This is a genomic window from Streptomyces sp. NPDC005496 (assembly GCF_042872045.1).
Taxonomy (GTDB): domain Bacteria; phylum Actinomycetota; class Actinomycetes; order Streptomycetales; family Streptomycetaceae; genus Streptomyces.
In genome coordinates, this window is the sequence record NZ_JBIAJQ010000002.1 from 137,240 (window position 1) to 161,021 (window position 23,782).

The following is a 23,782-nucleotide window of genomic DNA, read 5'->3' on the forward strand; positions in this document are numbered from 1 at the left end:
CATGACCGACACCACTGAGACCACTCCCGACGCCACCGCCGACAGCGGCTCCCGGACACCGTCCCGGCGCTCGCTGATCGGCTGGGGCGGGGCGGGACTCGCGCTGGGCGCCGCCGCGGCGGGCGGTGCGGTCGCGATGACCCGCGCCGGCAACGACGTCGACCCGGCCGGCGCCGAGACGGGCGCCGCGGTCCCCTTCCACGGCCCGCACCAGGCAGGTATCGCCACCGCGGTGCAGGACCGCCTGCACTTCGCCGCGTTCGACGTGAAGACGGACGACCGCGACGCCTTCGTCCAGCTCCTGAAGGACTGGACCGAGGCCGCCGCGCGGATGACCGCCGGGCACGCGGTCGGCGAGGGCGCGTACGGCGGTCTCGCCGAGGCCCCGCCGGACGACACCGGTGAGGCGCTGGGCCTCAAGCCCTCGCGCCTCACGCTGACGATCGGCTTCGGGCCGTCCCTCTTCGAGAGGTTCGGCCTGCGCGAGCGGCGGCCCGAGGCGCTGGTCGACCTGCCGAAGTTCTCCGGCGACAACCTGGACAAGGCCCGCAGCGGCGGCGACCTGTGCATCCAGGCGTGCGCGGACGACCCGCAGGTCGCGGTGCACGCCATCCGCAACCTCGCCCGGATCGGCTTCGGCAAGGTCGCCATCCGCTGGTCCCAGCTGGGCTTCGGCAAGACCTCGTCGACGACGCCCGACGCGCAGACCCCGCGCAACCTGATGGGCTTCAAGGACGGCACCCGCAACATCGCGGGCACCGAGACGGACCGGCTGAAGAAGTTCGTCTGGGTCGAGGGCGAGGGCCCGGACTGGATGAAGGGCGGCTCGTACCTCGTGGCCCGCCGCATCCGGATGAACATCGAGACCTGGGACCGCACCTCGCTCCAGGAGCAGGAGGACGTCTTCGGCCGCGACAAGGGCGAGGGCGCCCCCGTCGGCAAGGCCAAGGAGCGCGACGAGCCGTTCCTGAAGGCGATGAAGCCCGACGCGCACGTCCGGCTCGCCCACCCCGACTCCAACGACGGGGCGACGATCCTGCGCCGCGGCTACTCCTTCACCGACGGCACGGACGGCCTCGGCCGCCTGGACGCGGGGCTGTTCTTCCTCGCGTACCAGCGCGACGTCCGCAAGGGCTTCATCCCGGTCCAGCGGAACCTGTCGCGCACCGACGCGCTCAACGAGTACATCCAGCACGTGGGTTCGGCGATCTTCGCGGTTCCCCCCGGCGTCCGGGACAAGGACGACTGGTGGGGCCGGGCGCTGTTCTCCGAGGAGGCGTAGCCGTGTTCGGCAACTATCTGATCGGCCTGCGCGAGGGGCTGGAAGCCAGCCTCGTCGTGTGCATCCTGATCGCCTACCTGGTGAAGACCGGCCGCCGGGACGCCCTGCGGCCCATCTGGACCGGCATCGGCGTCGCCATCGTGCTGGCGCTGGCGTTCGGCTGCGCCCTGGAGTTCGGCTCACAGGAGCTGACGTTCCAGGCGCAGGAGGCGCTCGGCGGTTCGCTGTCGATCGTGGCGGTGTGCCTGGTGACGTGGATGGTCTTCTGGATGCGGCGCACGGCGCGGCACCTGAAGGCCGAGCTGCACGGCCGGCTGGACGCGGCGCTCGCGATGGGCACGGGCGCGCTGGTCGCCACCGCCTTCCTCGCGGTCGGCCGCGAGGGCCTGGAGACGGCCCTGTTCGTGTGGGCGTCGGTGCACGCCGCGAGCGACGGCACACCGCGCCCGCTGATCGGCGTCGCCCTCGGTCTCGCCACCGCGGTCCTGCTCGGCTGGCTCTTCTACCGGGGCGCCCTGAAGATCAACCTCGCGAAGTTCTTCACCTGGACCGGCGGCATGCTCGTCGTCGTCGCCGCGGGCGTGCTCGCGTACGGCGTCCACGACCTCCAGGAGGCCGACTGGATCCCCGGCCTGACGAACCTCGCCTTCGACATCAGCAGCACCATCGAGCCCACCAGCTGGTACGGCACGCTGCTGAAGGGCGTCTTCAACTTCCAGCCCGACCCGACCGTCCTCCAGGTCGTCGTGTGGGCGCTCTACCTGGTCCCGACCCTGCTGATCTTCCTGTGGCCGTCGGGCCGCGGCGCGGGCAAGCCGGAGCGGGCTCCCGGACAGCCGCAGCCGGCGACGGGCGGCGCGGTCGCCGACCGGAACTGACGGCACGCTCCGGGCACTTCGGCCCGGTGCCCCCGCTCCCTGGCGGGGACCGGGTCACGATGCGGGCCCGAGACCCGGTCCCCGCGCCCGCCGACCCCGCCCTCCCCGGTAGGGTTCGGGCCCGGGAACGGGGAAGGTGAAGGGACCCGATGAGCAGGCTTGGAAGGCTGAGGCGGTCCGCGCCGGTGGTGGCGGCCGGGATCGTACTGTCCGTCACGGCGAGCGGCTGCGTGGTGGTGCACGGGGAGCGCGAGGTCCTCCCCGGCGCGAAGAGGTCCGAAGCGGCGCGCGCTCTCGAGGACTTCACGTCCGCGTACAACAAGGCCGACAAGGCGTACGACCCCTCCCTGGACGCCGGCCGGATCACCGGGCCCCTCGCCGCCATCGACGGCGCGAAGCTCAAGGCCGGTCACATCAACAACCCCTCGGGCAACCCGGCCCACCGGCCGCTGGAGCTGACGGACGCCCACTTCGCCATCCCGAAGAAGGCGGGCTGGCCGCGGTGGTTCCTCGCCGACACCAAGGCCAACAAGGGCGCCCCGGACTCCCGTTGGCTGCTGGTCTTCACCCGCGGCGACGCCGACGACGTGTGGCAGGTCTCGTACCTGACCGTCCTGTCCGCCGACGACGTGCCCCGGTTCGCGAAGGACGAGAACGGCTGGGCCGAGCCGGTCACCCCCGGCGACACCCGGCTGGCGGTCACGCCCGCGAAGCTGAGCACCTCGTACGCGAGTTACCTGAGGAACGGCGGCGAGGACTTCGCGCCCGGTACGCACACCTCCGGGTGGCGGTCCCTGCGCAAGAAGAACGCGAGCAAGCCCGGTCTCGCCCGGCAGTACGTCGACGAGGCGCTGACGGCCGGCGACTACGCCCCGGTCGGGCTGCGCACCGCGGACGGCGGCGCGCTGGTCTTCTTCAGCACGCGCCACTTCGAGAAGCAGACGGCCGCGCAGGGCGTCGACCTGGAAGTGACCGACCCGAACATCGAGGCACTGCTGAACGGCGAGGTCAAGCAGTCCCTCACCCTGGAGTTCGTCTCCAACCAGGCGGTCCTGGACCCGCCGCGGACGGCGGCGGACCCGAAGGTGGAGTTCGTCAGCCGGGTCCAGGGGCTGACGGCGGCACACGGCGAGTAGTCGCGCGGGTCAGCCTCCGTGCGGCCAGGCGGCGAGCTGGTCCGAGCCGTCCCCCACGGAGCGGGAGCATTCGTCGGTCAGCACTTCCAGCAGGGTCAGCGGGTCGGGCAGCGCGTGCTCGGGGCCGCGCACCCAGTCGACCGACAGGCCGCCCGGCAGCTGCGCCGGCGGCACGAGGACGTAGGAGCCGCGGCAGTGCCAGCGCAGGCCCGGATGCTCGTCCATCGTCTCGGGGTGACAGTCCAGCTCGCAGGGCCACCACTCGTCCTCGTCCTCCGGCGTACCGCGCGTGAGGGTGAAGAAGAGCATGCGTCCGTCGCCGGTCTCGGCGACCGGGCCGACCTCGATGCCGGCGGCGAGCAGCCGCGCCATCGCCTCGCGACCGGCGTCCAGCGGCACGTCGAGGACGTCGTGCACCATGCCGGTCGCGGTGATGAAGTTGGCCTGCGGCTGGTGCCGGGCCCAGCGCTCGATCTGGGTGCGGTCGGTCGTGGACTGCGTCTGCCAGGCGAAGGAGACGGGGTGCCGCGCGGGCGTGGGACAGCCGACGCGGTCGCAGGAGCACCGGTATCCGGCGGGGTGCGCGGCGGGCGCGATGGGCAGCCCGGCACCGGCGGCGGCGAGCAGCAGGTTCTCACGCCCGCCCTCGTCGGCGGTCTCCTTGGGGCGACGGCCGCGCAGCCACTGGGAGATCCTGCCCTGCCGGCCGGAACGGCCGCCGAACTCCGCGCTCATCTATCCCCTCGCCTTGCTGTGGTGCGGACAGCATCGCTTCATGGTCCCACCATCCTGCGCCCTGGGGGGCCGGAGCCCGCATCCGGGGTCGTCGGGCGGGCCGGTCACGGCCCTCGATCGAGTGTCAATGCATAGTTTGATGGTATTTATCCCCCTACCGTGGTCGCCATGGTCACACGGACTGCGCTCACGGGTATCGCCGGTCTCACCTCGCTGGCCCTCGCCGCGCCGGGCGGCGTCCTGGCCCCGCTGGAGTGGGGCGCACGCCCCCTGACGGTGGCCGGGCTCCCCCGCGTCGTCTACGTCGCCCACCGGGGCGGCGCCCGCGAGGTCCCGGAGAACAGCATGTCGGGCCTGATGACGGCGTACGAACGCGGCACGGCCCAGGTCCTCGACTTCGACACCCGCATGCTGCGCGACGGCCACATGGTCGTGATGCACGACCGGACGCTGAACCGCACGACCTATCTGGGCGGCCCGGTGCGCAACCTCACCCTGCGGGACTGGCAGGGGGTGCGGCTGCGGCCGAGGGACGCGCTCCCGGGCAGCTGGCGCTCGGAGCGGCCGCCGACGGTGGACGAGGTGCTGGATCGTTTCGGCGGGCGCATCGTGCTGATGCTGGAGGCCAAGGACCCGGAGAGTCTGCGCGCGCTCGCCGGGCTGCTGCGGGCGCGCGGGCTGACCCGCTCGGTGTTCGTCAACTCCAACCGCCCCGAGGTGGCCCGGCGCGCCCACCGCATGGGGCTGATCGCGCAGCTGTGGCGCTCGGCCGACCAGATGCGCCGTGACCGGCCGGAGCGCTGGGCGGCCTTCGTGGACCTCCTCGACGTGGACCACAAGGCCCGCGACGCGGACCTGGTCCGGGCGGCGGCGTCGGGCATCCCCCGGGTCTGGGCGCACACGGTGGTGACCCCGGCCCAGCGCGACCGGGTCCTCGGGCTCGGCTGCAACGGGGTCATCACGGACGCGCCGGGCCGGCTCGCCCGCCATCCGGTGAGGGCCGCCAGGATCGCGAAGGCCGCGCGGACCGCGAGGGCGCTCAGGGCACGGCACGTCCTGGGGGCGCTGCGGTCGGCTCAGCGCGGGGCGAGACCGTAGAGGGCGTAGTCGACGAGGGTGTCCGTGTACGCGTGGGAGATCGGCCCGGTGCGCTGGAGCCAGCGCTGGGCGAGCGGGGCCACGAAGAGTTCGAGGGCGATTCGGGGGTCGACCTCGGGGCGTACGGCTCCCTGGTCCTGCGCGGAGCGCAGCCGGCGGACGTAGAGCTGGAGCTGCGGTTCCAGGAGCTTGCCGACGAACTCGGCGCCGAGCTGTTCGTCCACGAGGCCCTCGGCGGCGAGGGCGCGCGAGGGGGCCTCGAAGCGGGGGTCGAGCAGTTCGTCCACGGTGGCCCGCAGGACCAGCTTGAGGTCGGCGGCCAGATCGCCGGTGTCCGGGATGCCGTCCTGCGGGTCCTGCCCGGGCTGTGCCGCTGCCCGGGCGGCCTGCTCGCCCAGGTCCAGGAAGGCCTCCAGCAGCACGTCGGCCTTCGAGTTCCACCAGCGGTAGATCGTCTGCTTGCCGACTCCGGCACGGGCGGCGATGCCCTCGATGGTCGTCTTGGGATAGCCGATCTCACCGACGAGGGCGAGGGCGGCGTCGTAGATCGCGCGACGCGACCTCTCGCTGCGGCGGGCGGAATCGGGGGCGGGCTTCTGGACCATGGGGCGAATGTAACAGGTTGACAAGACGGTACGTCTCGCCGACAGTGGACGGAGTGGCGAGACGATACGTCTCGTATCAGGTTGGATGCGGTGCGGCGGAAGGAGCCGGTGATGGCGCGAGGTGGAGACGGAAACATGCTGGGCGTCGGCGGGACGCGGCAGAAGCTCGGCCGCTCGGCCCTGCGGGGTGGCGGCAGCGGCGGCCGGATCGGCGGCGGCCTCGACCCCCAGACCCAAGAACGGGAGCTGCTGCGCAGGCTGCGGGAGGGGCGGGGGGAGCCGGGGGCGGGGGCTTCGGGGGCGGACATCCCGGAGGCGGGGCACGGAGCCGACGCCCCGGAGGCGGGGCACGGAGCCGACGCCCCGGAGGCGGGGCGGGGAGCGGGCGCCTCGGAGGCGGGGCGGGGAGTGGACGCCGGTGGGCCCACCTCCCCGTGAGGCCGCCGTCCGGGGTCTCAAGGTGCCGGGCCGACCGGGCTCGGCGGCGGGTGGCGCCGGGCTACTCGGTCGGCGGCCAGGGGTCGCCCCAGTCCGCGTCGCGGGCGGCGCGGTACAGGGCGCCGTGGCGCTTGGTCACCGTCTCCCGGTGCAGGGACTCGTCGGGGCCGCACAGGTCGAGCAGTACCTGGCCCTTACGGATCTGCGGTCTGCGCACGACGCGGGAGGGGGCCGGTGTCGCCGGCAGCCGGGTGGCGGCGACGTAGCTGAACTTCTCGTCCTCGTACGCCAGGGAGCCGCCCTTGACCTGGCGGTGCAGGGAGGAACGGCTGACCCGGGCAGAGAAGTGGCACCAGTCCTCACCCGGCACGAGGGGGCAGGCGGCGCTGTGCGGACAGGGCGCGGCGATCCGGAAGCCGGCCTCGATCAGGCGGTCGCGGGCCTCGATGACGCGGGCGTAGCCGTCGGGGGTGCCGGGCTCGACGATCACGACGGTCCGGGCGGCGGTCGCGGCGGCGTCCACGACACTGGCGCGGTCGGCCTCGGTCAGCTCGCCGAGGACGTAGGAGACCGTGACGAGATCAGTGCTCTCGATGGTGAGCGCTGCTCCGATACGAGAGCGGCGCCACTCGGCGGTCTTCAGCGCCGGGTTCGCGGCGGCGATGTCGCGGCCCAGCGCGAGCGCCGGTTCGGCCCAGTCCAGGACCGTCACCGGGCGGTCACCCTCCCAGGTCGCGCTGACCGCCCAGGTCGCCGCTCCGGTGCCGCCGCCGACGTCGACGTGGCTGTCCGGCGTCCAGTCCGGCACGGCGTCCGCGAACGCGTCCAGCGCCGCGCGGACCGCCTCGAACGTGGCCGGCATCCGGTACGCGGCGTACGCGGTCACGTCCGCGCGGTCGCGCAGGATCGGCGCGTGGGTCGGGGTGGCGCCCCGGTAGTTCGCGATCAGCCGCTCGACCGACTGCGCCGCCGCCTTCGGGGGCAGGCCGTCCAGGAGGCCGGCGAGGGCGGTGCGCAGAGTCTCGGCGGGAGAGGCGGGGGCGTTCACCCGGCGATTCTACGGTCGCCGGACCGACGCCCCGCCCGTCCGGTCCGGCCCACTCCCCCGGCACCGGCCCACTCCCCCGCCGACACCGACCGGCATCGCTCAGCACCGGCACAGCACCGGCATCACCCTTCACTGCGAGGCCGGACGGCGAACCCGGCGCCTGTCGGGTGCCGCTGCGCCCACCCGTACCGCCCCTGGGTACGTTCACCCACCCGTGCCGCCCCTGCCGTACGGACAGCCCATACGTGCCGTACGTCCGGCGGGGACGAGACAGCCGGCCCCGCGTCACCGGGCCCACGCGCCTCCCCGGTCACGGCGCCCGGGGCGGTGTCCCTCCGGTCGGGCCGCGTACCGCTCGGGCCAGGCGGGTCGCCGCTGCCGCCCGGGGCGTGTTGTCGGGGGTGCGGCGGCGAGGATGGACCGTGTTGGCCAGCAGGACGAGGAACGTGTCCGTCGCCGGGTCCAGGACCAGGGAGGTGCCGGTGAAGCCCGTGTGGCCGACCGCCCCGTGCCGCGCGAGGTCGCCCATGAACCACGGCTGGTCCACGGCGAAGCCCAGGCCCGGCGGCGTCAGCATCAGCTCGACGAAGTCGGGCCCGAGGATACGGGCGGGGCCGTAGGAGCCGCCTGCGAGGAGGGTGCGGCAGAAGACGGCGAGGTCGCGGGCCGTGGAGAAGAGGCCCGCGTGTCCGGCCACCCCGCCGAGCGCCCACGCGTTCTCGTCGTGGACCACTCCCCGCAGCATCCCCCGGTCCGCCTTCCCCCAGGGCCGCCGCTGGTCCTCGGTGGCGGCGGCGCCGGGCCGGGGTCCGAAACCGGTGTCCGTCATGCCCAGCGGGCGGGTGATCCCGTCGTGGACGAGGACGTCGAGCCCTCGCCCGGTGATCCGCTCCAGGACGTACTGCAGGAGCAGCAGGTTGAGGTCGGAGTAGCGGTACACCGCGCCGGGCCGGGTCACCGGTGCCTCGGCCCGCAGGAGTTCGAGGCGGGCCGCGTCGGACGGGCAGTCGTACAAGGGGAGTTCGGGCCGCAGGCCGGAGGTGTGGGTGAGGAGCTGCCGCACGGTGATGCCGTGGCGGGCGACGGCGCGGAAGTCGGGCAGGTACGCCGCCACCCGCGCGTCGATGCCGAGCGTGCCGCGCTCCAGCTGCTGGACCGCGGCGACGGCCGTGAACAGCTTGGTCAGCGACGCCAGGTCGAAGGGCGTGTGCACGGTCATCGGCACCCGTTCCCCGGGCGCCAGCTCGGTCCCCGCGTCCCGCTCCTCGTCGTACGCCGCGTAGCGCACCGCCCACCCGGCCGCCTCCTCGACGGCGATGACCGGTCCGCGTCCGGCGACGACGACGGTGCCCGCGGCCCAGGGGCGCTGCCCCGTGGTCAGGGTGCGCACCTCCCGTACGAGCTGCCGCAGTTCACCGGGGTCGAGCCCGGCCCGTTCCGGTGTGTCGACGCGCAGTCTCGGTGCGCTCAGTTCTCCGCCGCCTTTCCTTGCGCTGTCCGGTCGTCCGCGGGACCGCGGTCCCCGTCGAGCGGGGATCCCTGTTCCCAGGGACGGCACAGTGCCACGAAGCAGGCGATCGCCACCAGTGCCGCGGCGAGTTGGACGACGGCCATCGGTACGGCCGTGTGCTCTCCGGCGATCCCGACGAGGGGCGAGGCGATCGCGCCGACGAGGAAGGAGGTGGTGCCGAGCAGGGCCGACGCCGAGCCCGCGGCGTGCCGCGTGCGCGTCAGGGCGAGGGCCTGGGTGTTGGGCAGGGTGATGCCCATGGCGGTCATCAGGGTGAAGAGCGCGGTGGCGACGGGCGCGAGCCCGACGTCGCCGAAGACGCCGGCCGACATGAGCAGCAGGGCGGTCGCGGAGACCGTGACGACGGCGAGGCCGGTGGCGAGCGTCTTGTCCAGGCTGACCCGGCCGACCAGGACCTTGCCGTTGATCTGGCCCGCGGCCACCAGGCCGACGGAGTTCACGCCGAACAGCAGGCTGAAGGTCTGCGGGGAGGCGCCGTAGATCTCCTGGATGACGAAGGGCGAGGCGGAGATGTACGCGAAGAGCGCGGCGAAGGCGAAGCCGCCCGCGAGCATGTAGCCGGCGAAGACGCGGTCGGCGAGCAACCCGCGCATGGAGCGCAGCGCCTCCCCGACGCCGCCGCTGTGCCGGTCCTCGGAGGCGAGCGTCTCGGGCAGCCTGAACCACACGACCGCCGTCAGCACGATGCCGACGACCGTGAGGACGGCGAAGACGCCCCGCCAGTCGGTGACGCGCAGGATCTGGCCGCCGATGAGCGGGGCGACGATCGGGGCGACCCCCGAGATCAGCATCAGCGTCGAGAAGAAGCGGGCCATGGCCACGCCGTCGTACAGGTCGCGGACGACGGCGCGCGCGATGACGATGCCGGCGGCGCCCGCGAGGCCCTGGGCGAGCCGGAGGGCGACGAGGAGTTCGACGTTCGGCGCGACGGCGCACAGGGCGGTCGCGACGATGTAGACGAGCAGGCCGGCCAGCAGGGGCCTGCGGCGGCCGAACTTGTCGCTCATCGGCCCTACGACGAGCTGGCCGAGCGCCATGCCCGCCAGGCAGGCGGTCAGGGTGAGCTGGACGGTCGCGGCCGGCGCGTGGAGCGACCTGGTGACCTCCGGCAGGGAGGGGAGGTACATGTCCATGGCCAGCGGGGGCGTGGCGGTGAGGCCGCCGAGGACGAGGGTGACGAGCAGTCCGGTCCTGCGCGGGGCCGTCGGGTCGGGCAGCGTCCCGGCCGCGGCCCCGGGCGCCTGTCCGGCGGCCGCCGCCCGCGGTATGTGCCCCTGGGAGTCGTCCCGGCTCCTCGTCGTGCGGCCGCCTTCCGGCATGTGCCCCTCCCTCTGCGTCAGGTCCGCCACCTATGCTCTCAGCTCGTACGGAGTGTTCGGGGTCACAGGGCGAGGGGCCGGGTAATGGCGGGCGAGAGCGTGCGGTGGGGAATTCTGGCGACCGGAGGGATCGCGGCGGCGTTCGCGGCGGATCTGGTGGATCTGCCGGACGCGGAGCTCGTGGCGGTGGCGTCGCGCAGCCAGGAGTCCGCGAAAGCGTTCGCGGAGCGGTTCGCGATACCCCGGGCCTACGGCGACTGGGCGTCGCTCGCCGTCGACGAGGACGTGGACGTGGTGTACGTGGCCACGCCGCACTCGGCGCACCGGGCGGCGGCGGGCCTGTGCCTGGAGGCCGGGCGGAACGTGCTGTGCGAGAAGGCGTTCACGCTGAACGCGCGCGAGGCGCGGGAGCTGGTGACGCTCGCCCGAGAGCGGGGCAGCTTCCTGATGGAGGCCATGTGGATGTACTGCAATCCGCTGGTCCGGCGACTGAAGGCGCTGGTGGACGACGGTGCGATCGGTGAGGTCCGCACGCTGCAGGCCGACTTCGGGCTGGCCGGGCCGTTCCCGCCCTCGCACCGGCTGCGGGACCCCGCGCAGGGCGGCGGCGCGCTCCTCGATCTCGGCGTGTACCCGGTCTCGTTCGCGCAGTTGCTGCTCGGGGAGCCGTCGGACGTGACGGCGAGAGCGGTGCTCTCGGATGAGGGCGTCGATCTCCAGACGGGTGCACTGCTCTCCTACGAGAGCGGCGCTCTCGCTTCGGTGCACTGCTCCATCAGCGGCGGCACCCCGGTGTCCGCGTCGGTCACCGGCTCCGCGGGCCGCATCGACATCCCGGACGGCTTCTTCTTCCCGGACCACTTCGTCCTGCACCGCGACGGCCGCGACCCCGAGAAGTTCCTGGCCGACCCGGCGAGCGGACCCCGCAACAGCATGAAGCACGAGGCCGTCGAGGTGATGCGGGCCCTGCGCGCCGGCGAGACCGAGTCGCCGCTGGTCCCGCTGGACGGCACCCTCGCCGTGATGCGCACGCTCGACGCGGTCCGCGACCGCATCGGCGTCCACTACCCCGGAGAGACCCGCTAGGTCCCGCCGTTCGGGTCCGGCCTGACCGGCGTCTCCGGCCGGCATCGCCGTTTCCGGCCGGCATCACGGCGACCGGCCGGCATCACGGCGTCCGACAGACGTCACGGCGTCCGGCGGGGACGAACCGCCGGTCACGCGACGCCGGTCACGGCCGCCCCGGAGGCATTCCACGCGGGTCACCGCCCGGCCCCGGCCCAAAGGGACCCAGCCGGGGCGCGACCCGGCCCCGGCCGGAACCGGGACGGAGACGGCGACCCGCTCCGGATCAGGCCGGGACGGAGCGGCGACCCGCGCTCACTCAGGCCGGCTTGAGGCCCTGGTCGCCCACCTCCGTCACGAAGGACGCGGCCGTGGTGATCGGCGCGCCCGGCGTCGTCACCGCGGACACCGTCTTGAAGTCGGCCCGCGCCGCCTCGCGCCCGAGCTCGACGGTCACGTAGCCGCGCCGCCCGTTGTAGAACTTCAGGTGCGGGTTGGCCTTGGTGTACGTCTCCCAGTTGGCGGGCCGCTCCGCGCCGTCCTTGCCGCTGGAGATCGACGTGGCGACGATCTCGGTGCCGAGCGTGGCCGACGCCGGGTCGTCGAAGTCGTCCTTGATGTCGAAGGCGTACCCGACGTGGACGTCTCCGGTGAGCACCATCAGGTTCTCGATCCCGGCCGACCTGGCCCCGGCGAGGACCCGCTCGCGGGAGGCGCGGTAGCCGTCCCAGGCGTCCATCGACACCTTGGCGACCGGGTTGAGGTCCAGCTTGCGCTGGGAGAACGTGACCTGCTGCGGGACCACGTTCCACAGCGCCCGCGAGTCGCGCCAGCCGTCGATCAGCCAGCGCTCCTGCGTGGCCCCGGTGATGGTGCGTGCCGGGTCGTCCGACTCGGGCCCGGGGACGTGCGAGCCGTCGCCGTACGCCTGGTTGGAGCGGTACTGGCGGGTGTCGAGGATGTCGAACTGGGCGAGCCTGCCCCACCGCAGCCGCCGGTACAGCTGGGCGTCGGGTCCGTCGGGCAGCTGCGGGCGGCGCAGCGGCTGGTTCTCCCAGTAGGCGCGGTAGGCGGCGGCCCGGCGCAGCAGGAACTCCTCCGGCGGGTTGCCGTTCTCGTCGATGTCGTCGGCGTAGTTGTTCTCGGTCTCGTGGTCGTCCCAGGTGACGACGAAGGGGTGGGCGGCGTGGGCGGCCCGCAGGTCGGGGTCGGACTTGTAGAGGGCGTACCGCAGCCGGTAGTCCTCCAGGGTCACGGTCTCGTGGTTGAAGAGGTCGGGCAACGTGCGGTCGGTGTACTTGCGGGCGCCGCCGACGGAGTTGACGGCGTACTCGTAGAGGTAGTCACCGAGGTGGAAGACCACGTCGACGTCGTCCTCGGCGAGGTGCTTGTACGCGGTGAAGTAGCCGTCGTGGTACGCCTGGCAGGAGACCGCGGCGAGGGTGAGTCCGGAGGTGCGGCTGCGGGTGGCGGGCGCGGTGCGGGTGCGGCCCGCCGGGCTGACCCAGCTGCCGGCGCGGAAGCGGTAGTAGAAGACCCGGTCGGCGTCGAGGTGGCCGACCTCGACGTGGACCGTGTGGTTGAACTCGGGGTGCGCGAGGGCGGTGCCGCGTCTGACGATGCGGCGGAAGCGCTCGTCGTGGGCCAGCTCCCAGTGCACGACGACGCGCTCCCGGGGCAGTCCGCCGTCGGCCTGGTAGGGCGCCGGGGCGAGCCGGGTCCACAGGAGCACGGAGCCGGGCAGCGGGTCGCCCGACGCCACGCCGAGGGTGAAGGGGTCGTCCCCTATCTTCGCGGCGTCGAGTTCGGCGGCGCTCGCGACGCCCGCGGTCGGCAGGTCGACGGCGAAGGCGAGTGCGGCGGCGGCGCCGGTGACGGTGAGGAAGCGGCGGCGTCCGATGTGCCGGGCGGCGGCGCGCAGTTCGGCTGCGTGCCGGGACGGGGCGTGCGGTGGCTGATGCGCTGCGGGTGTCATCTGGCCCTCCCCTGACGGTGGTTGTACGAGGCATTGGAGTGGTCAGGGTCGACGCTGGACTGTCGCGTACACAACAGCCAGATGGCGGATGGATGAGTTCCGGACGGCGGACCCTCCCGTACGCTGCGGGGCCATGAATGCCATGCAAACGAAGACGGCGGTGGTGACCGGGGCGGGCTCCGGCATCGGCCGCGCGGTCGCCGTGGAACTGCTGCGCACGGGCTGGTCGGTGGCGCTCGCCGGCCGCCGGACCGGCCCTCTGGAGGAGACGGCCGCCCTGGCACCCGGCAGCCCCTCCCTGGTCCTGCGCACGGACGTCTCGGACCCCGGCGACGTGACCGCCCTCTTCGCGGCCGTCCGCGAGCGCTTCGGGCGCCTGGACCTGCTCTTCAACAACGCGGGCACGTTCGGGCCCGGCGGAGTCCCGGTCGAGGAACTCCCCTACGACGCCTGGCGGCACGTGGTGGACACCAACCTCAACGGGGCGTTCCTGTGCGCGCAGGCGGCGTACCGGCAGATGAAGGAGCAGGACCCGCAGGGCGGGCGGATCATCAACAACGGCTCGATCTCCGCGCACACGCCCCGCCCGCAGTCCGTGGCCTACACGGCGACCAAGCACGCGCTGACCGGGCTGACCAAGGCGCTCTCCCTGGACGGCCGCCCGTACCGGATCGCGGTGGGGCAGATCGACATCGGCAACGCGGCCACCGACATGACCGAGCGCATGCGGACGGGCACGCTCCAGGCGAACGGCGAACTGGCCGTCGAGCCCGTGATGGACGTGGCGGACGTGGCGCGCACGGTGCGGCACATGGCGGAGCTGCCGCTGGAGGCGAACGTGCAGTTCGCGACGGTGCTGGCGACGGCGATGCCCTACGTGGGCCGCGGCTGAGACCGCCGGCCCCGGTTCGTCAAGACCTCAACCTCCACAAGCGGAGGCTGTCCGTCCGGGGTATCGCGGCCGGTGACAGGCCTATGCTCGACTCCTCTCCCACAGAGCTTCACAGTTGGAGCACAGAGCTTCCGCAGCCATTCCGAGGGGGGAGGGGCGGCCGTCCCCGGTCCGGAGGGGGTGGGTCTCGCGCGGGACGGCGAGACGTACACCGGACCCGGGAGGGCCGCCCCGCCATACGTCGGGGTTCCCCCTTCACTCCCCGCGAGGGCTGTCCGGCTGTTCGACGCCTCCCGCGGTGTCCTTGTCGCGGTGACCGTCCGCCGGTGCCGGCTCCACGGCAGCACTCTCACCGTGAGGCCCCTCCGGCCCCTCACCACTCCCGGCAGCACTCTCACCATGAGACCCGCCTGGCCGCTCACCACTGCCGGCAGCCCGCTTGCCGAGAGGCCCGCCCGGCCGCTCACCACTGCCGGCAGCCCGCTTGCCGAGAGGCCCGCCCGGCTGCTCACCGCCCCCGGCGGCCCGCTTGGCGCGGCGGCCGCGCACCGCGAACGCCCCGGCCCCCAGCGCCAGCACCGCGGCCCAGGACCCGGCCACCAGACCCCAGTTGGACGAGGAACCCGACGCGTGGGACGCCGGAGCGCCCGCCGCGCCCTTGCCGGGCTTGCCGGTCGCCGAAGCCCGCGCGCCCTCGCTGACCGGATCGACCAGCACACCCACCGGCTCGGCCCGGCCCGCCCACTTGAAGCCCCAGTCGAGCAGGGCGGCCGTCTCCTTGTAGACGCCGTTCCCGCCGCTCTTGGGGTGCAGCACGGTGACCAGGAGCGTACGGCCGTCGCGGGTGGCCGCACCGGTGAAGGTGTTGCCGGCGTGACTGGTGTAGCCGTTCTTCACCCCGATCAGGCCGGGGTACGTCTCCATGCCCCAGGCACCCGTCAGCAGCCGGTCGGTGTTCTGGATCTGGAAGGTCTTCTTCCCGCCCGCCGGGAAATCGGCGGTCCGCGTCGCGCAGTAGGCGCGGAAGTCGGCGTCGCGCAGGCCGTGCCGGGCGAACAGCGTCAGGTCGTACGCGGAGGACAACTGCCCCTTGTGGTCGAAGCCGTCGGGGCTGACCACGTGCGTGTCCAAGGCCTGGAGGTCGGTTGCCCTGGCCTGCATCGCGGCGACGGTACGGTCCATCCCGCCGTACATGTGACTCAGCACGTGCACCGCGTCGTTGCCCGACCGCAGGAAGACCCCGAGCCACAACTGCTCAACGGTGTACGTGATTCCGGGCCGGATGCCGACGAGGCTGGAGCCCGCCGGGACGTCGGCCAGTTCCGCGTCGGTCACCGTGTGCCGCTCGCCCCGGTCGAACTTCTCCAGCACCGTGTCCGCGAACAGCATCTTCAGGGTGGACGCGGGAGCCAGCCGGCGGTGCGCGTTGTACGAGGCGAGCACCCGCCCGCTCTCGTGGTCGGCGATCAGCCAGGCACGGGCGGTGAGTTCGGGCAGTCCCGAGGCGCCGCGCGACTGGACGCCGGTACGGCCGAGCCGCTCGCCTCCGATCGTGGAGACGGCGGCGGCGGGCCCGGCCGCGGCCAGGGGGACGGCGGCGGCGAGGCCGAGAGCGGCACGGCGGGTGAGCCGAGAGGAATCACGCATCCCGGGACCGTACAAAGCGCGCCTGTGACGCCGCGCGGCGGGGTCTTAAAGAAAAGGCATGGTGCGCCCCAAGAGATTGTGATCCCGACGCCGACCGGACGGAAGGGCGCGCGGCGGCGGGCACCGTAGGGGTGCGCGGGGTAGGTCCCAAGGGGACAAGACCCGTCGTACGGGCCGCCGTTGAGCGCGTCCAGACCGCCGTCAGGGCGGCCGTTCAGACCGCTGTCGCGTCCGTCGTTCAGGCCTGACCGGTCTCGAACCGGGAGATCTTGCCGTCCTCGACGACGAAGCTCCACCGGGTCTTCATCTCGCCCCAGGTGTCGTTGCTGTACCGGGCGATGAGGGCGCGTCCGCCGTTGGACTCGTTGTCGACCTCCATGTGGCCGTGGGAGGAGAAGATCTCCCGGTCGGTCCAGTCGGCGAGGTCGCGTTCGGACCCGTCGTCGGCCATGGTGGCGTCCGGGGTGAGGACGGCCAGGAAGGCCTCGCGGTCGTGCGCGTTCACGGCGCCGACGAAGGCCCGGACGGCCGGGTCGCTGAGCTTGGTCACCTGAATCGTCATGCCGCCCAGACTCACACCGCGCCCGGGAGGCCGCCACCCGTACGGCCGCCCGGGCCCGCCGGACGCGGGAGATCGGTGCGAGGGTGGACGCGGGAGGGGGTCCGTCCACCGCTGTCCGACGCTCTGCTCTGGGAGTCAACGTGACCTGTTACAACCGAAACGACCTGGGGCTGCTGCTGCTCCGTCTGAGCACCGGCGGGGTGCTGGCCGCGCACGGGGCGCAGAAACTGTTCGGCTGGTTCGGCGGAGGCGGCCTCTCCGAGACCGCCAAGGCCATGGAGGCCATGGGGTACGCGCCCGGGAAGCCCAGCGCGGTGGCCTCGGGCGTCGCGGAGGCGGGCGGCGGCGTGATGCTGGCGCTGGGCCTCGCGACCCCGGCGGCGGGTGCGGCGGCGGCCGGCGCGATGGCGGGGGCGACGGCCGTGCACGCGCCCAGCGGGTTCTTCGCGGCGGGCGGCGGCTACGAGTACGCCGCGTCCCTGGGCCTGGCCGCGGCGGGCCTCGCCGTGACGGGACCGGGCCGCCTGTCGCTGGACAGCCTGCTCGGCCACGCGGTGAACCGCGGCTGGATGGTGCCGGTGGCGCTCGCCGCGACGGCGGCGGGGACGATCGCCGTGGTCGGCACCCGCAACAAGCGGGTACGGCGCGCGGCCGAGGGCGAACAGGACCCGCTGTTCGAGGAGTAGGCGCCCGCCTCCTGCCCCTGGGCGGGAGACTGGCGCCATGGCTGATCACACCGCTGAAGAACTCTGGGCCACCATCGAGGACCTGCACGCCTGGCTGGACGACAACCGGACGCACGACGGCCCGGAGGGACTCCTGCTGCGGATGCTGAAGCTCTCGGAGGAGGTCGGCGAGGTCGCCCAGGCGGTGATCGGCGCGACGGGCCACAACCCGCGCAAGGGCCGGAGCCACACGTGGGACGACGTCCGAGCGGAACTCTGCGACGTCGTCATCACGGCCCTGATAGCCCTCCGCACCCTGACCCCGGACGCCCGGGGGGTCTTGTCGGAGCATCTGAGGGGGGTGGCGGAGCGGGCGTTGGGGTCGTCGCAGACACCCTGAGGAGTGCGACGGCCTGCGGGTCCCCAGTCGTCCATCGTCAATGGCCGTGCAGAGTTGTTGAGTTGTGCACGTGTTGCCCGGACGGTGTGTGAACCGGCTCCCATGCGGAGCGACAAGGTTTCTGTACACACCCTTCCAGTGGCATGATCGATTGACCGTTCGAGGCGACGAAGTAGGGGGAGCCGTTGTCTTTCGAGGAGGAGTGGGCCCAGTTGAAGGCCGACGCGCTGGCGCGTCAGCAGACGGGCATGCAAATAGATCAGTTGCCGGCAGACGGCGGTGGGGGAACCGCCGCACCTGCCGCCGGCTCCCTGCTCGCGAAGGCCGAGTCGATCAATGGCAACTCGAATCTCCTGATCGAGATCGCGGGCTTTCTCCACGAGGGTCGACCCGATGCCGAACTGACCACCATGGCCCGGGAACCCCGGGCGCCCGAGGACGTGGCCAAGCAGGTGAGACGGTTCGCCGAATTCGCCGACGATCAGTACTTGGACGCGGTCGCCGTGTTCGCGGCACTGTCCACTCGTCTCAGGACGACCGGCAGCGACTTCGTGAAGATAGACGACGACACGGCTCAACAGTTCCTCGACAACGTACTGAAGTACGGCCAGTACGTCGCGCCGGAGGGGCGATGAGCAGCGGCATCAGCCACCGCAAGGATGTCGAGTTCCTGGAGGACTGCAACCCGGCCCTCGTCGAGCGGAACGCCGACGAGTTCAAGCGCCTGCACGACATGCTCGTAGCGGTCGACCCTTCCGCCGAGCGCGCCGAGAAGCACACACAATGGAAGAGCGAAGGCAGCCAGCACTACGAAGCCCGGCTCTCCGAGGGGCGCAAGCTGGTCGCGCAGCTCGCAGAGGGTTATGACAAGGCGTCCAGCGCTCTGCTCAGTTATGCCTTCGCGCTGGGGGTCGCCAAGGCCCACTATTCCAACGGCAAGGCGAACGAGCGGTTGCTCGCGGACCTGATCCACACCAAGGGCACGGCGATCACCCGTGATGCTCAGGAGGCTGAGCCGATGCGCCAGTGGGAGGACATGCGCGCCACCACCGGCGTCATGGACTTCTTCGCCGAGTTGACCATGGAAGTCGATGACATCCGCGACGACGCGAACCGGCTGCACGACGCCGCCGGCGGGGACTTCCATCTGGCCAGGACCACAGAGCACGAGGCACGCGAGATCTGCGTACACGAGCTGAAGCAGGCGTACGACCTGCTGCCTGATTTCCGTATGGGATTCATCCAACGCGTAGACATCGTCTCGGCGATCTCGGAGCTGCGGCAGGAAGCGGCCGAGGCGAGCGCGAATCCCCTGACGCGGCTGCCTGGCAGCGGGCCGAAGCAGGATTACTACCCCGTTGCCGGTGACGACATCGTCTCCCCGACCCTGAAAGACATACGCCTGCAGGTCGCCAACCTTCCTGGCGCGACGGACAGTTACTGGAGCCCGCCGTCCAACGCACAAGAGCGGGCCGAATGGATCGCGGCGAACAAGGAGATCATCAAGGCCGCGGCACGGAATTCGGGACTGCCGCCGGACATGGTCGCCGGTATCGCGTGGCAGGAGATCGGCGGGCAGCCCGGCATCCTGGACGACATGACCGACACCCTCCGCGAACAGGCGGACTCTCCCCTCAGTCCGATCGCTCCAGAGAGCCTGCCGTGGCGCCTCGGCGGTGACCCGGACAACACCTCCATGGGCCCCATCGCCATCCAGGTGCGGCGCGGCGCGGAGGTTCTCGGCTACGACCCTGAGCATCTCACCGACCAGCAGCGCGGCATGGTGGAGACGGCCTTGCAGGACCCCGCGCAGAACATGTTCATCGCCTCGGAGTACCTGGCTCAGCTGAAAGCGGAGAGCGACTTCGCCGATGTGCCGCCCGAGGAGATGACGCCGGTTCAGTACCAGGAGCTCGCCGCGCGTTACAACGGCGGGCCGTACTGGGAGACCGACGACGCCCAGGCCTACGGGCGTGGGTTCGCGAACGATCTGAACGAGGCAAGGAACGCACTGCGCTGATGACCAGCCCTTCCCGCGTGGACGACGACCGCGGTTGTCTCCGTGTCGTCCTCGCCGTACCGCTCACCCTGTTCACGCTCATCGCCGCGTACTTCTGCTGGACGGCACTGACCATCAGTCCGTCCGGGACGTGGGACGACGACGCGTACGCCGGGATCGTTCTGTCGTGCGTCGTCACCATCGCGTCCGCCGGGGCCGCAGCGGCGCTGTGGCTGGCGCCTTCGGTGCGGAGAGCCATGCCGTGGTGGTGGATGCTCCCGGTTCTGCTGTTGGGCGCGGTCGCCGGAGCACGTTGGGCTCTGGGAGCTTAGGGGCCCAGAGCAACCGTCGGACCTGGACGCCGCCCTGACGAACAAATTGCACGCGATCAGCCACCCCCGCCTCAGGTCAGTGACCTGAGCGGCAGACGAGTCGGGCTGTACGCCGGGTTCTGTCGCCCGGCTGCCTCGCGGCGGCCGGGGAGACGGCCATCCATCTAGGGCCGGCGTTGCCGTCGGCCTCGTGCGGTCTACCCGCGGACTCGGGCGGGCAGCCCTCGAACGTCCGCGCAGAGACGCCTTTATTTTCCAAAAGGTGTCTCCTTTTGACCTTGCTCCGGGTGGGGTTTACCTAGCCGCCTGAGTCACCTCAGGCGCTGGTGGTCTCTTACACCACCGTTTCACCCTTACCGGGGACCGAAATCCCTGGCGGTCTGTTTTCTGTGGCACTGTCCCGCGGGTCACCCCGGGTGGCCGTTAGCCACCACCCTGCCCTGTGGAGCCCGGACGTTCCTCGGGGAGGTCCACAAGAACCTCCACGCGGCCGTCCGCCCGGCTCGTCTGCCGTACCCGCCATGCTACCGGGCGTCCGGACCCCCGCCGCCCCGAGGCCGCCGTCGCCAGGAACGAACCCGCGAGGATCAGCGCGAACGCGGCCCCGACCGTGAGCGTCAGGGACTCGTCCAGGAACAGCACCCCGGCCGCCACCGCCACGGCCGGGTTGACGTACGTGAAGACGACCGCGCGGGTCGGTCCCGCCTCTCGGATCAGTTCGAGGAAGACCACGAAGGCCAGGGCCGTGCAGATGACGCCCAGACCGGCGAGCGAGGCGAGGACCGGGGCCGACGGGAGCGAGGACGGCCAGGTCAGGGCCGCCGCCGGGGCGTAGACGACGGTGGCCAGGAGCAGGCACGGGGCTATCAGCTGGAGCGTCGGGACCTGCTTGAGGTGGCGGGCCATGATCAGCGGCGCCGTCGCGTAGCCGATGACCGTCAGCAGCACCTCGGCCAGCGACCGCGCGTCGCCTCCGGTCAGGTGCGGCACGGTCAGGACGGCGACGCCCGCGAGTCCCAGGGCGAGCCCGGTGGTGCGGCGGGCGCCGAGCTGTTCCGTGTCGCCGAAGAAGCGGGCGAGGACCACGCCGACGATGGGGACCCCGGCGATCAGCAGCCCCGCCGTGGAGCTGGAGAGGTGCCGCTCCGCGTCCGTCAGCGTCCACCAGGGCCCGATGATCTCGATGCAGGCGAAGGCCAGCATGGGGCGCCAGTGGGCCCGTACGACGGTGAGCAGCCCGCCCTGGCGCAGGGCGAAGGGAAGCAGCAGGGCCGCGCCGAGCGCACAGCGCGAGAACACGACCATGGTCGGGGAGACCCCGTCCACCGCCACTTTGATCATCAGATAGGGGATGCCCCAGAGGACTCCCATCAGGGAGAAGAGGAGCCAGCCACGTGCAGTCATGGGGACGAGTGTCGGCGGCCCGCGGCGGGGTGTCTTGAACGCTGTTGCGGCACTGTCCCGCGGGTCACCCCGGGTTCGGGCCGCCTACCGGCCTACGCCGTCGGCGCCACGCTCGCCCGGTACGCGGCCGGCGTCACGCCCAGCACCCTGCGGAACCAGCGCGTCAGGTGCGCCTGGTCCGCGAACCCCACCAGCCCCGCCACCTCCGCGGGACGGTGCCCGGCCTCCAGGAGTCCCCGGGCCCGGCCGACCCGGTGCTGGGCGAGCCAGGCGTACGGCGGCATGCCCGTCGTCGTACGGAAGGCCCGCAGGAGCTGGTAGCGGGACAGGCCCAGGTCGGCCGCGAGGTCGGCCAGGGACGGCGGGGCCAGCAGTTCGTCGGCGAGCCGGTCGCGTACTGCCCTGGCGACGGCCGAGGCGCCCGGCACCGTGTCGCAGACCGGGCGGGCCGTGGAGTGCCGGCGGGCGAGGGCCGTGAGCAGCCACGGGAGGCGCGACTCGGCCTCCAGCGGGTCGGGGCAGGCGCTCAGTTCGGCGTGCGCGGTGCACAGGGCCGCGGCGAGTTCGGGGTCGTCGAGGAGGGCTTCGCGGAAGTTCGGCGGGGCGAGGGTGCCCTCGGTGAGCAGGGCGGCGTCCGGGTACAGGGCGCGGTACGCGTAGCCGTCGCAGGCCGCGGGGCCTCCGGTGTGCGTCTCCCCCGGGGCGAGTACGACGATCGAGCCGGGGCCGGGTCGGAGCCGGCCGCCGCGATAGTCGATGACCTCGGCGCCGCCGACGCAGACGCCGACCGTGAACTCCTCGTGGGCGTGCGGGGCGTAACGGTGCCGGTCGAAGCGCGCCGTGAGCAGGTCGAGGTGCGGTCCGCCGCGGCCCAGGGTGGCCCGCGTCCAGCTGGCCTCTTCCCGTGCGCTCACCGGCCCCTCCCTCCCGATGTCCGATGCGGTCCGATCGGCTTCGCCTTCGTCGTCGCGTCCGGTCTTCACGTCCGGTCTTCACGTCCGGTCTTCACGTCTTCGCTGTCTGGTGTCTCGTCCACGTCCGCGATGTTCGGCGTCTCGCGTCGCGTCTTCGGCGTCCCGTCCTCTTCGTCTGGGCAACGCGCCGACGGCGCGCTGTATGCCGCCGCTGTACGGACGGCGCCCGGACGCCCTCCGTGGTGGGGGCGTCCGGGCGGGTGCGGGCCTCAGGCGGGGGCGAACTGCACCTTCGCCGTCGCCGGGTCCGCCTGGGTGAGGCGCACCCGCAGGCGTTCCCCGAGGGGGAGCGGTGCCGTGGCGCTCTCGATGCGGGCGACGACCGCCGGGTCGCGCAACTGGACGGTGCCGACGGTGGGTTCGTGGTCCTTCACGTCCACCACGCAGCCGTCGAAGAGGTCGCCGACCCGGTCCTGGAGCAGGGCCGCCTCCACCGTGTCCACGCACGCGCGTTCCACGGAGCCCGCGCGGCGGGCGCCCTCGGCCATCTCGCCGGGGAGTTCGTCGAGGGCGGCCGTCACCCAGTCCGGGACCGCCTCGCCGGCCGCGGCGGCGAGGCAGATCTCCGCGGCGTAGCGGTCGACGAGCCGGCGCAGCGGGGCGGTGCAGTGGGCGTAGGGCGCGGCGACGGCGGCGTGCGAGGTCAGTTCGGGGAGCGCGCCGTCGCGGAAGACGGTGTAGCCGGCGCCGCGCAGCAGCGTCGTGCACTCCTGGAGGAAGGCCGCGTGGTGCGGCAGGTGCGGGTCGAGGGAACGGATCAGCTCGGCGTACGAGACGTGGTGCGGCCAGTCGATGTGCAGCGCCTTGGCGGTGCGGCGCAGCCGGCCGACGGCGCCGTCGGGGGCGGCCGGGAGGGTGCGCAGGACGCCGGTGCCGTGCGCGAGCATGAGGTCGGCCGCCGCCATCCCGGTCAGCAGGGAGATCTGGGCGTTCCAGCCCTCGGCCGGGAGCGAGGCGCGGAATTCGAGTTCGTAGGTGTGGTCGTGCTCGACGATCTCCTGCTCGGGGACGCCGAGAGAGATGCCGCCGCGCTCCGCCTCCAGCCGCTCGCGCCGCAGTCCGATCTCCTTCAGGAGGGCGAGCGGTTCCTCCGCCGTGCCCGTGTCGATCTGGCGCTGCGCCTGTTCGTAGGCGAGCTTGGCGCGGCTGCGGACCAGGGCCCGGCGGACGTCCGCCGACTCCGTACGGCCGTCCGCGTCGAGGTCGATCGTCCACAGCACGGCCGGGCGGACCTGGTCGGGCAGCAGGCTGGCCGCGTCCTCGGAGAGCCGCGGAGGGTGCAGCGGGACCCGCTCGTCGGGGAAGTAGAGGGTCGAGACCCGGCGGTGGGCCTCGGCGTCCAGGGCGCCGCCGGGGGCGACGAACGCGGCGACGTCGGCGATGGCGTAGCGGACGCGGTATCCGCCGGGCGTGCGCTCCAGGTGCATGGCCTGGTCGAGGTCGGTGGAGGCGGGCGGGTCGATGGTGAACAGCGGTACGTCCGTCGCGTCGTACGACGGCAGGCGGGGTGCCTTCGCGGCCTGCTCGGCGTCGGCGAGGACGCCGGCCGGGAAGGTCTCGGGCACGTCGAGTTCGGTACGCAGCGCACGCAGCGCGGCCCGCAGCGGGGCCTCCGCTGCTCCGGTGACACGTATGAGACGGCGAGGCATGGTGCGAGCGTAGGCAGAAATCGGCGCGGCGGTCGTACCGGGGGTGTCCGCCGGGGACCGGAGGGGTCCCCGGGCAGGCGTCGCGTGGAGGGTTCTCGTGGGGGCGGGCGGGGGCCGGACGGGGCGGCCCTCGGGTGGGCGGGCGGGG

21 protein-coding genes, 1 other RNA gene and 2 pseudogenes are annotated in these 23,782 nt (G+C 72.7%); 12 read left to right on the forward strand and 12 right to left on the reverse strand.

All coding sequences use genetic code 11. The features are described 5' to 3' along the window. Window position 1: 1 nt before the first annotated feature. The 3 genes from efeB (at window position 2) to ACFYQQ_RS05200 (ending at window position 3,296) form a co-directional block, all read left to right on the forward strand. Entirely contained in the window at window positions 2-1,282 is a 1,281-nt protein-coding gene (efeB, locus tag ACFYQQ_RS05190; protein ID WP_355780221.1) for an iron uptake transporter deferrochelatase/peroxidase subunit, read from the forward strand. A 2-nt stretch (window positions 1,283-1,284) separates the two neighbouring features. Further along, the gene (gene efeU, locus ACFYQQ_RS05195) at window positions 1,285-2,160 is read left to right on the forward strand and encodes an iron uptake transporter permease EfeU (RefSeq protein WP_355780224.1); all 876 of its coding nucleotides are present in this window, start codon (window positions 1,285-1,287) and stop codon (window positions 2,158-2,160) included. Between the two features lie 149 nt (window positions 2,161-2,309). Continuing rightward, entirely contained in the window at window positions 2,310-3,296 is a 987-nt protein-coding gene (locus tag ACFYQQ_RS05200) for a hypothetical protein (protein ID WP_355780227.1), read from the forward strand. Between the two features lie 9 nt (window positions 3,297-3,305). Here ACFYQQ_RS05200 and ACFYQQ_RS05205 read toward each other — a convergent pair whose 3' ends face one another. Beyond that, on the reverse strand, window positions 3,306-4,031 hold the full coding sequence (locus ACFYQQ_RS05205; RefSeq protein WP_355780230.1) for a bifunctional DNA primase/polymerase: 726 nt from the start codon (window positions 4,029-4,031) through the stop codon (window positions 3,306-3,308). A 168-nt stretch (window positions 4,032-4,199) separates the two neighbouring features. Here ACFYQQ_RS05205 and ACFYQQ_RS05210 point away from each other — a divergent pair, with 168 nt between their 5' ends. Then, window positions 4,200-5,129, forward strand: a complete 930-nt coding sequence (locus ACFYQQ_RS05210) for a glycerophosphodiester phosphodiesterase (protein WP_355780233.1) — start codon at window positions 4,200-4,202, stop codon at window positions 5,127-5,129. Here ACFYQQ_RS05210 and ACFYQQ_RS05215 read toward each other — a convergent pair. After that, complete coding sequence (locus ACFYQQ_RS05215; protein WP_355780235.1) at window positions 5,108-5,734, reverse strand: TetR/AcrR family transcriptional regulator; 627 nt, start codon at window positions 5,732-5,734, stop codon at window positions 5,108-5,110. The genes ACFYQQ_RS05210 and ACFYQQ_RS05215 overlap by 22 nt on opposite strands. Before the next feature lie 111 nt (window positions 5,735-5,845). On the opposite strand from ACFYQQ_RS05215, the gene ACFYQQ_RS05220 reads away from it, so the two are divergent. After that, window positions 5,846-6,172: a DUF6243 family protein gene (locus tag ACFYQQ_RS05220; protein WP_388903531.1), complete on the forward strand. Its 327-nt coding sequence runs from the start codon at window positions 5,846-5,848 to the stop codon at window positions 6,170-6,172. A gap of 61 nt (window positions 6,173-6,233) precedes the next feature. On the opposite strand, the gene ACFYQQ_RS05225 is transcribed toward ACFYQQ_RS05220, so the two are convergent. The 3 genes from ACFYQQ_RS05225 to ACFYQQ_RS05235 all read right to left on the reverse strand — a co-directional run bounded on the left by ACFYQQ_RS05225 (window position 6,234) and on the right by ACFYQQ_RS05235 (window position 10,070). Continuing rightward, complete coding sequence (locus ACFYQQ_RS05225) at window positions 6,234-7,220, reverse strand: small ribosomal subunit Rsm22 family protein (RefSeq protein WP_355780238.1); 987 nt, start codon at window positions 7,218-7,220, stop codon at window positions 6,234-6,236. Window positions 7,221-7,530: 310 nt separating this feature from the next. Next, a complete protein-coding gene (locus tag ACFYQQ_RS05230) occupies window positions 7,531-8,757 on the reverse strand; it encodes a serine hydrolase domain-containing protein (protein ID WP_388903988.1) in 1,227 nt (408 codons plus the stop codon). Next, window positions 8,688-10,070, reverse strand: coding sequence for a multidrug effflux MFS transporter (locus ACFYQQ_RS05235; protein ID WP_355780240.1), 1,383 nt, complete (start codon window positions 10,068-10,070; stop codon window positions 8,688-8,690). Before ACFYQQ_RS05235 ends, ACFYQQ_RS05230 begins: the two co-directional genes overlap by 70 nt. Before the next feature lie 84 nt (window positions 10,071-10,154). Here ACFYQQ_RS05235 and ACFYQQ_RS05240 point away from each other — a divergent pair, with 84 nt between their 5' ends. Then, a complete protein-coding gene (locus ACFYQQ_RS05240; RefSeq protein ID WP_355780243.1) occupies window positions 10,155-11,156 on the forward strand; it encodes a Gfo/Idh/MocA family oxidoreductase in 1,002 nt (333 codons plus the stop codon). A 298-nt stretch (window positions 11,157-11,454) separates the two neighbouring features. Here ACFYQQ_RS05240 and ACFYQQ_RS05245 read toward each other — a convergent pair whose 3' ends face one another. Beyond that, window positions 11,455-13,110, reverse strand: a complete 1,656-nt coding sequence (locus ACFYQQ_RS05245) for an alkaline phosphatase D family protein (protein ID WP_356167499.1) — start codon at window positions 13,108-13,110, stop codon at window positions 11,455-11,457. A gap of 133 nt (window positions 13,111-13,243) precedes the next feature. Here ACFYQQ_RS05245 and ACFYQQ_RS05250 point away from each other — a divergent pair, with 133 nt between their 5' ends. Continuing rightward, window positions 13,244-14,002 (forward strand): SDR family oxidoreductase, encoded by a 759-nt coding sequence (locus ACFYQQ_RS05250; protein WP_355795172.1) that lies wholly within the window; start codon window positions 13,244-13,246, stop codon window positions 14,000-14,002. A gap of 504 nt (window positions 14,003-14,506) precedes the next feature. Here ACFYQQ_RS05250 and ACFYQQ_RS05255 read toward each other — a convergent pair. Continuing rightward, window positions 14,507-15,649 (reverse strand): annotated as a pseudogene (locus ACFYQQ_RS05255) (D-alanyl-D-alanine carboxypeptidase family protein); the annotation flags it as partial. A gap of 238 nt (window positions 15,650-15,887) precedes the next feature. Further along, window positions 15,888-16,211 (reverse strand): nuclear transport factor 2 family protein, encoded by a 324-nt coding sequence (locus tag ACFYQQ_RS05260; RefSeq protein WP_355794723.1) that lies wholly within the window; start codon window positions 16,209-16,211, stop codon window positions 15,888-15,890. A 140-nt stretch (window positions 16,212-16,351) separates the two neighbouring features. Here ACFYQQ_RS05260 and ACFYQQ_RS05265 point away from each other — a divergent pair, with 140 nt between their 5' ends. From ACFYQQ_RS05265 to ACFYQQ_RS05285, 5 genes are all read left to right on the forward strand, one after another. Continuing rightward, window positions 16,352-16,897: a DoxX family protein gene (locus ACFYQQ_RS05265; RefSeq protein ID WP_388903539.1), complete on the forward strand. Its 546-nt coding sequence runs from the start codon at window positions 16,352-16,354 to the stop codon at window positions 16,895-16,897. A gap of 37 nt (window positions 16,898-16,934) precedes the next feature. Beyond that, window positions 16,935-17,276: a MazG-like family protein gene (locus ACFYQQ_RS05270; protein WP_355784445.1), complete on the forward strand. Its 342-nt coding sequence runs from the start codon at window positions 16,935-16,937 to the stop codon at window positions 17,274-17,276. Between the two features lie 185 nt (window positions 17,277-17,461). Continuing rightward, window positions 17,462-17,911: a hypothetical protein gene (locus ACFYQQ_RS05275; protein WP_355784448.1), complete on the forward strand. Its 450-nt coding sequence runs from the start codon at window positions 17,462-17,464 to the stop codon at window positions 17,909-17,911. Beyond that, a complete protein-coding gene (locus tag ACFYQQ_RS05280; RefSeq protein ID WP_355784450.1) occupies window positions 17,908-19,296 on the forward strand; it encodes a hypothetical protein in 1,389 nt (462 codons plus the stop codon). Before ACFYQQ_RS05275 ends, ACFYQQ_RS05280 begins: the two co-directional genes overlap by 4 nt. Then, window positions 19,296-19,607 (forward strand): hypothetical protein, encoded by a 312-nt coding sequence (locus ACFYQQ_RS05285; RefSeq protein WP_355784453.1) that lies wholly within the window; start codon window positions 19,296-19,298, stop codon window positions 19,605-19,607. Before ACFYQQ_RS05280 ends, ACFYQQ_RS05285 begins: the two co-directional genes overlap by 1 nt. A 92-nt stretch (window positions 19,608-19,699) precedes the next feature. Here ACFYQQ_RS05285 and rnpB read toward each other — a convergent pair. The 4 genes and pseudogenes from rnpB to ACFYQQ_RS05305 all read right to left on the reverse strand — a co-directional run bounded on the left by rnpB (window position 19,700) and on the right by ACFYQQ_RS05305 (window position 23,634). Beyond that, window positions 19,700-20,113: RNase P RNA component class A (gene rnpB / locus ACFYQQ_RS05290), an RNA gene on the reverse strand. A gap of 118 nt (window positions 20,114-20,231) precedes the next feature. Then, window positions 20,232-21,011 (reverse strand): annotated as a pseudogene (locus ACFYQQ_RS05295) (DMT family transporter); the annotation flags it as partial. A 92-nt stretch (window positions 21,012-21,103) separates the two neighbouring features. Then, entirely contained in the window at window positions 21,104-21,925 is an 822-nt protein-coding gene (locus ACFYQQ_RS05300) for an AraC family transcriptional regulator (protein WP_355784456.1), read from the reverse strand. A gap of 269 nt (window positions 21,926-22,194) precedes the next feature. Continuing rightward, entirely contained in the window at window positions 22,195-23,634 is a 1,440-nt protein-coding gene (locus ACFYQQ_RS05305) for an RNB domain-containing ribonuclease (protein WP_388903547.1), read from the reverse strand. Window positions 23,635-23,782: the final 148 nt, after the last annotated feature.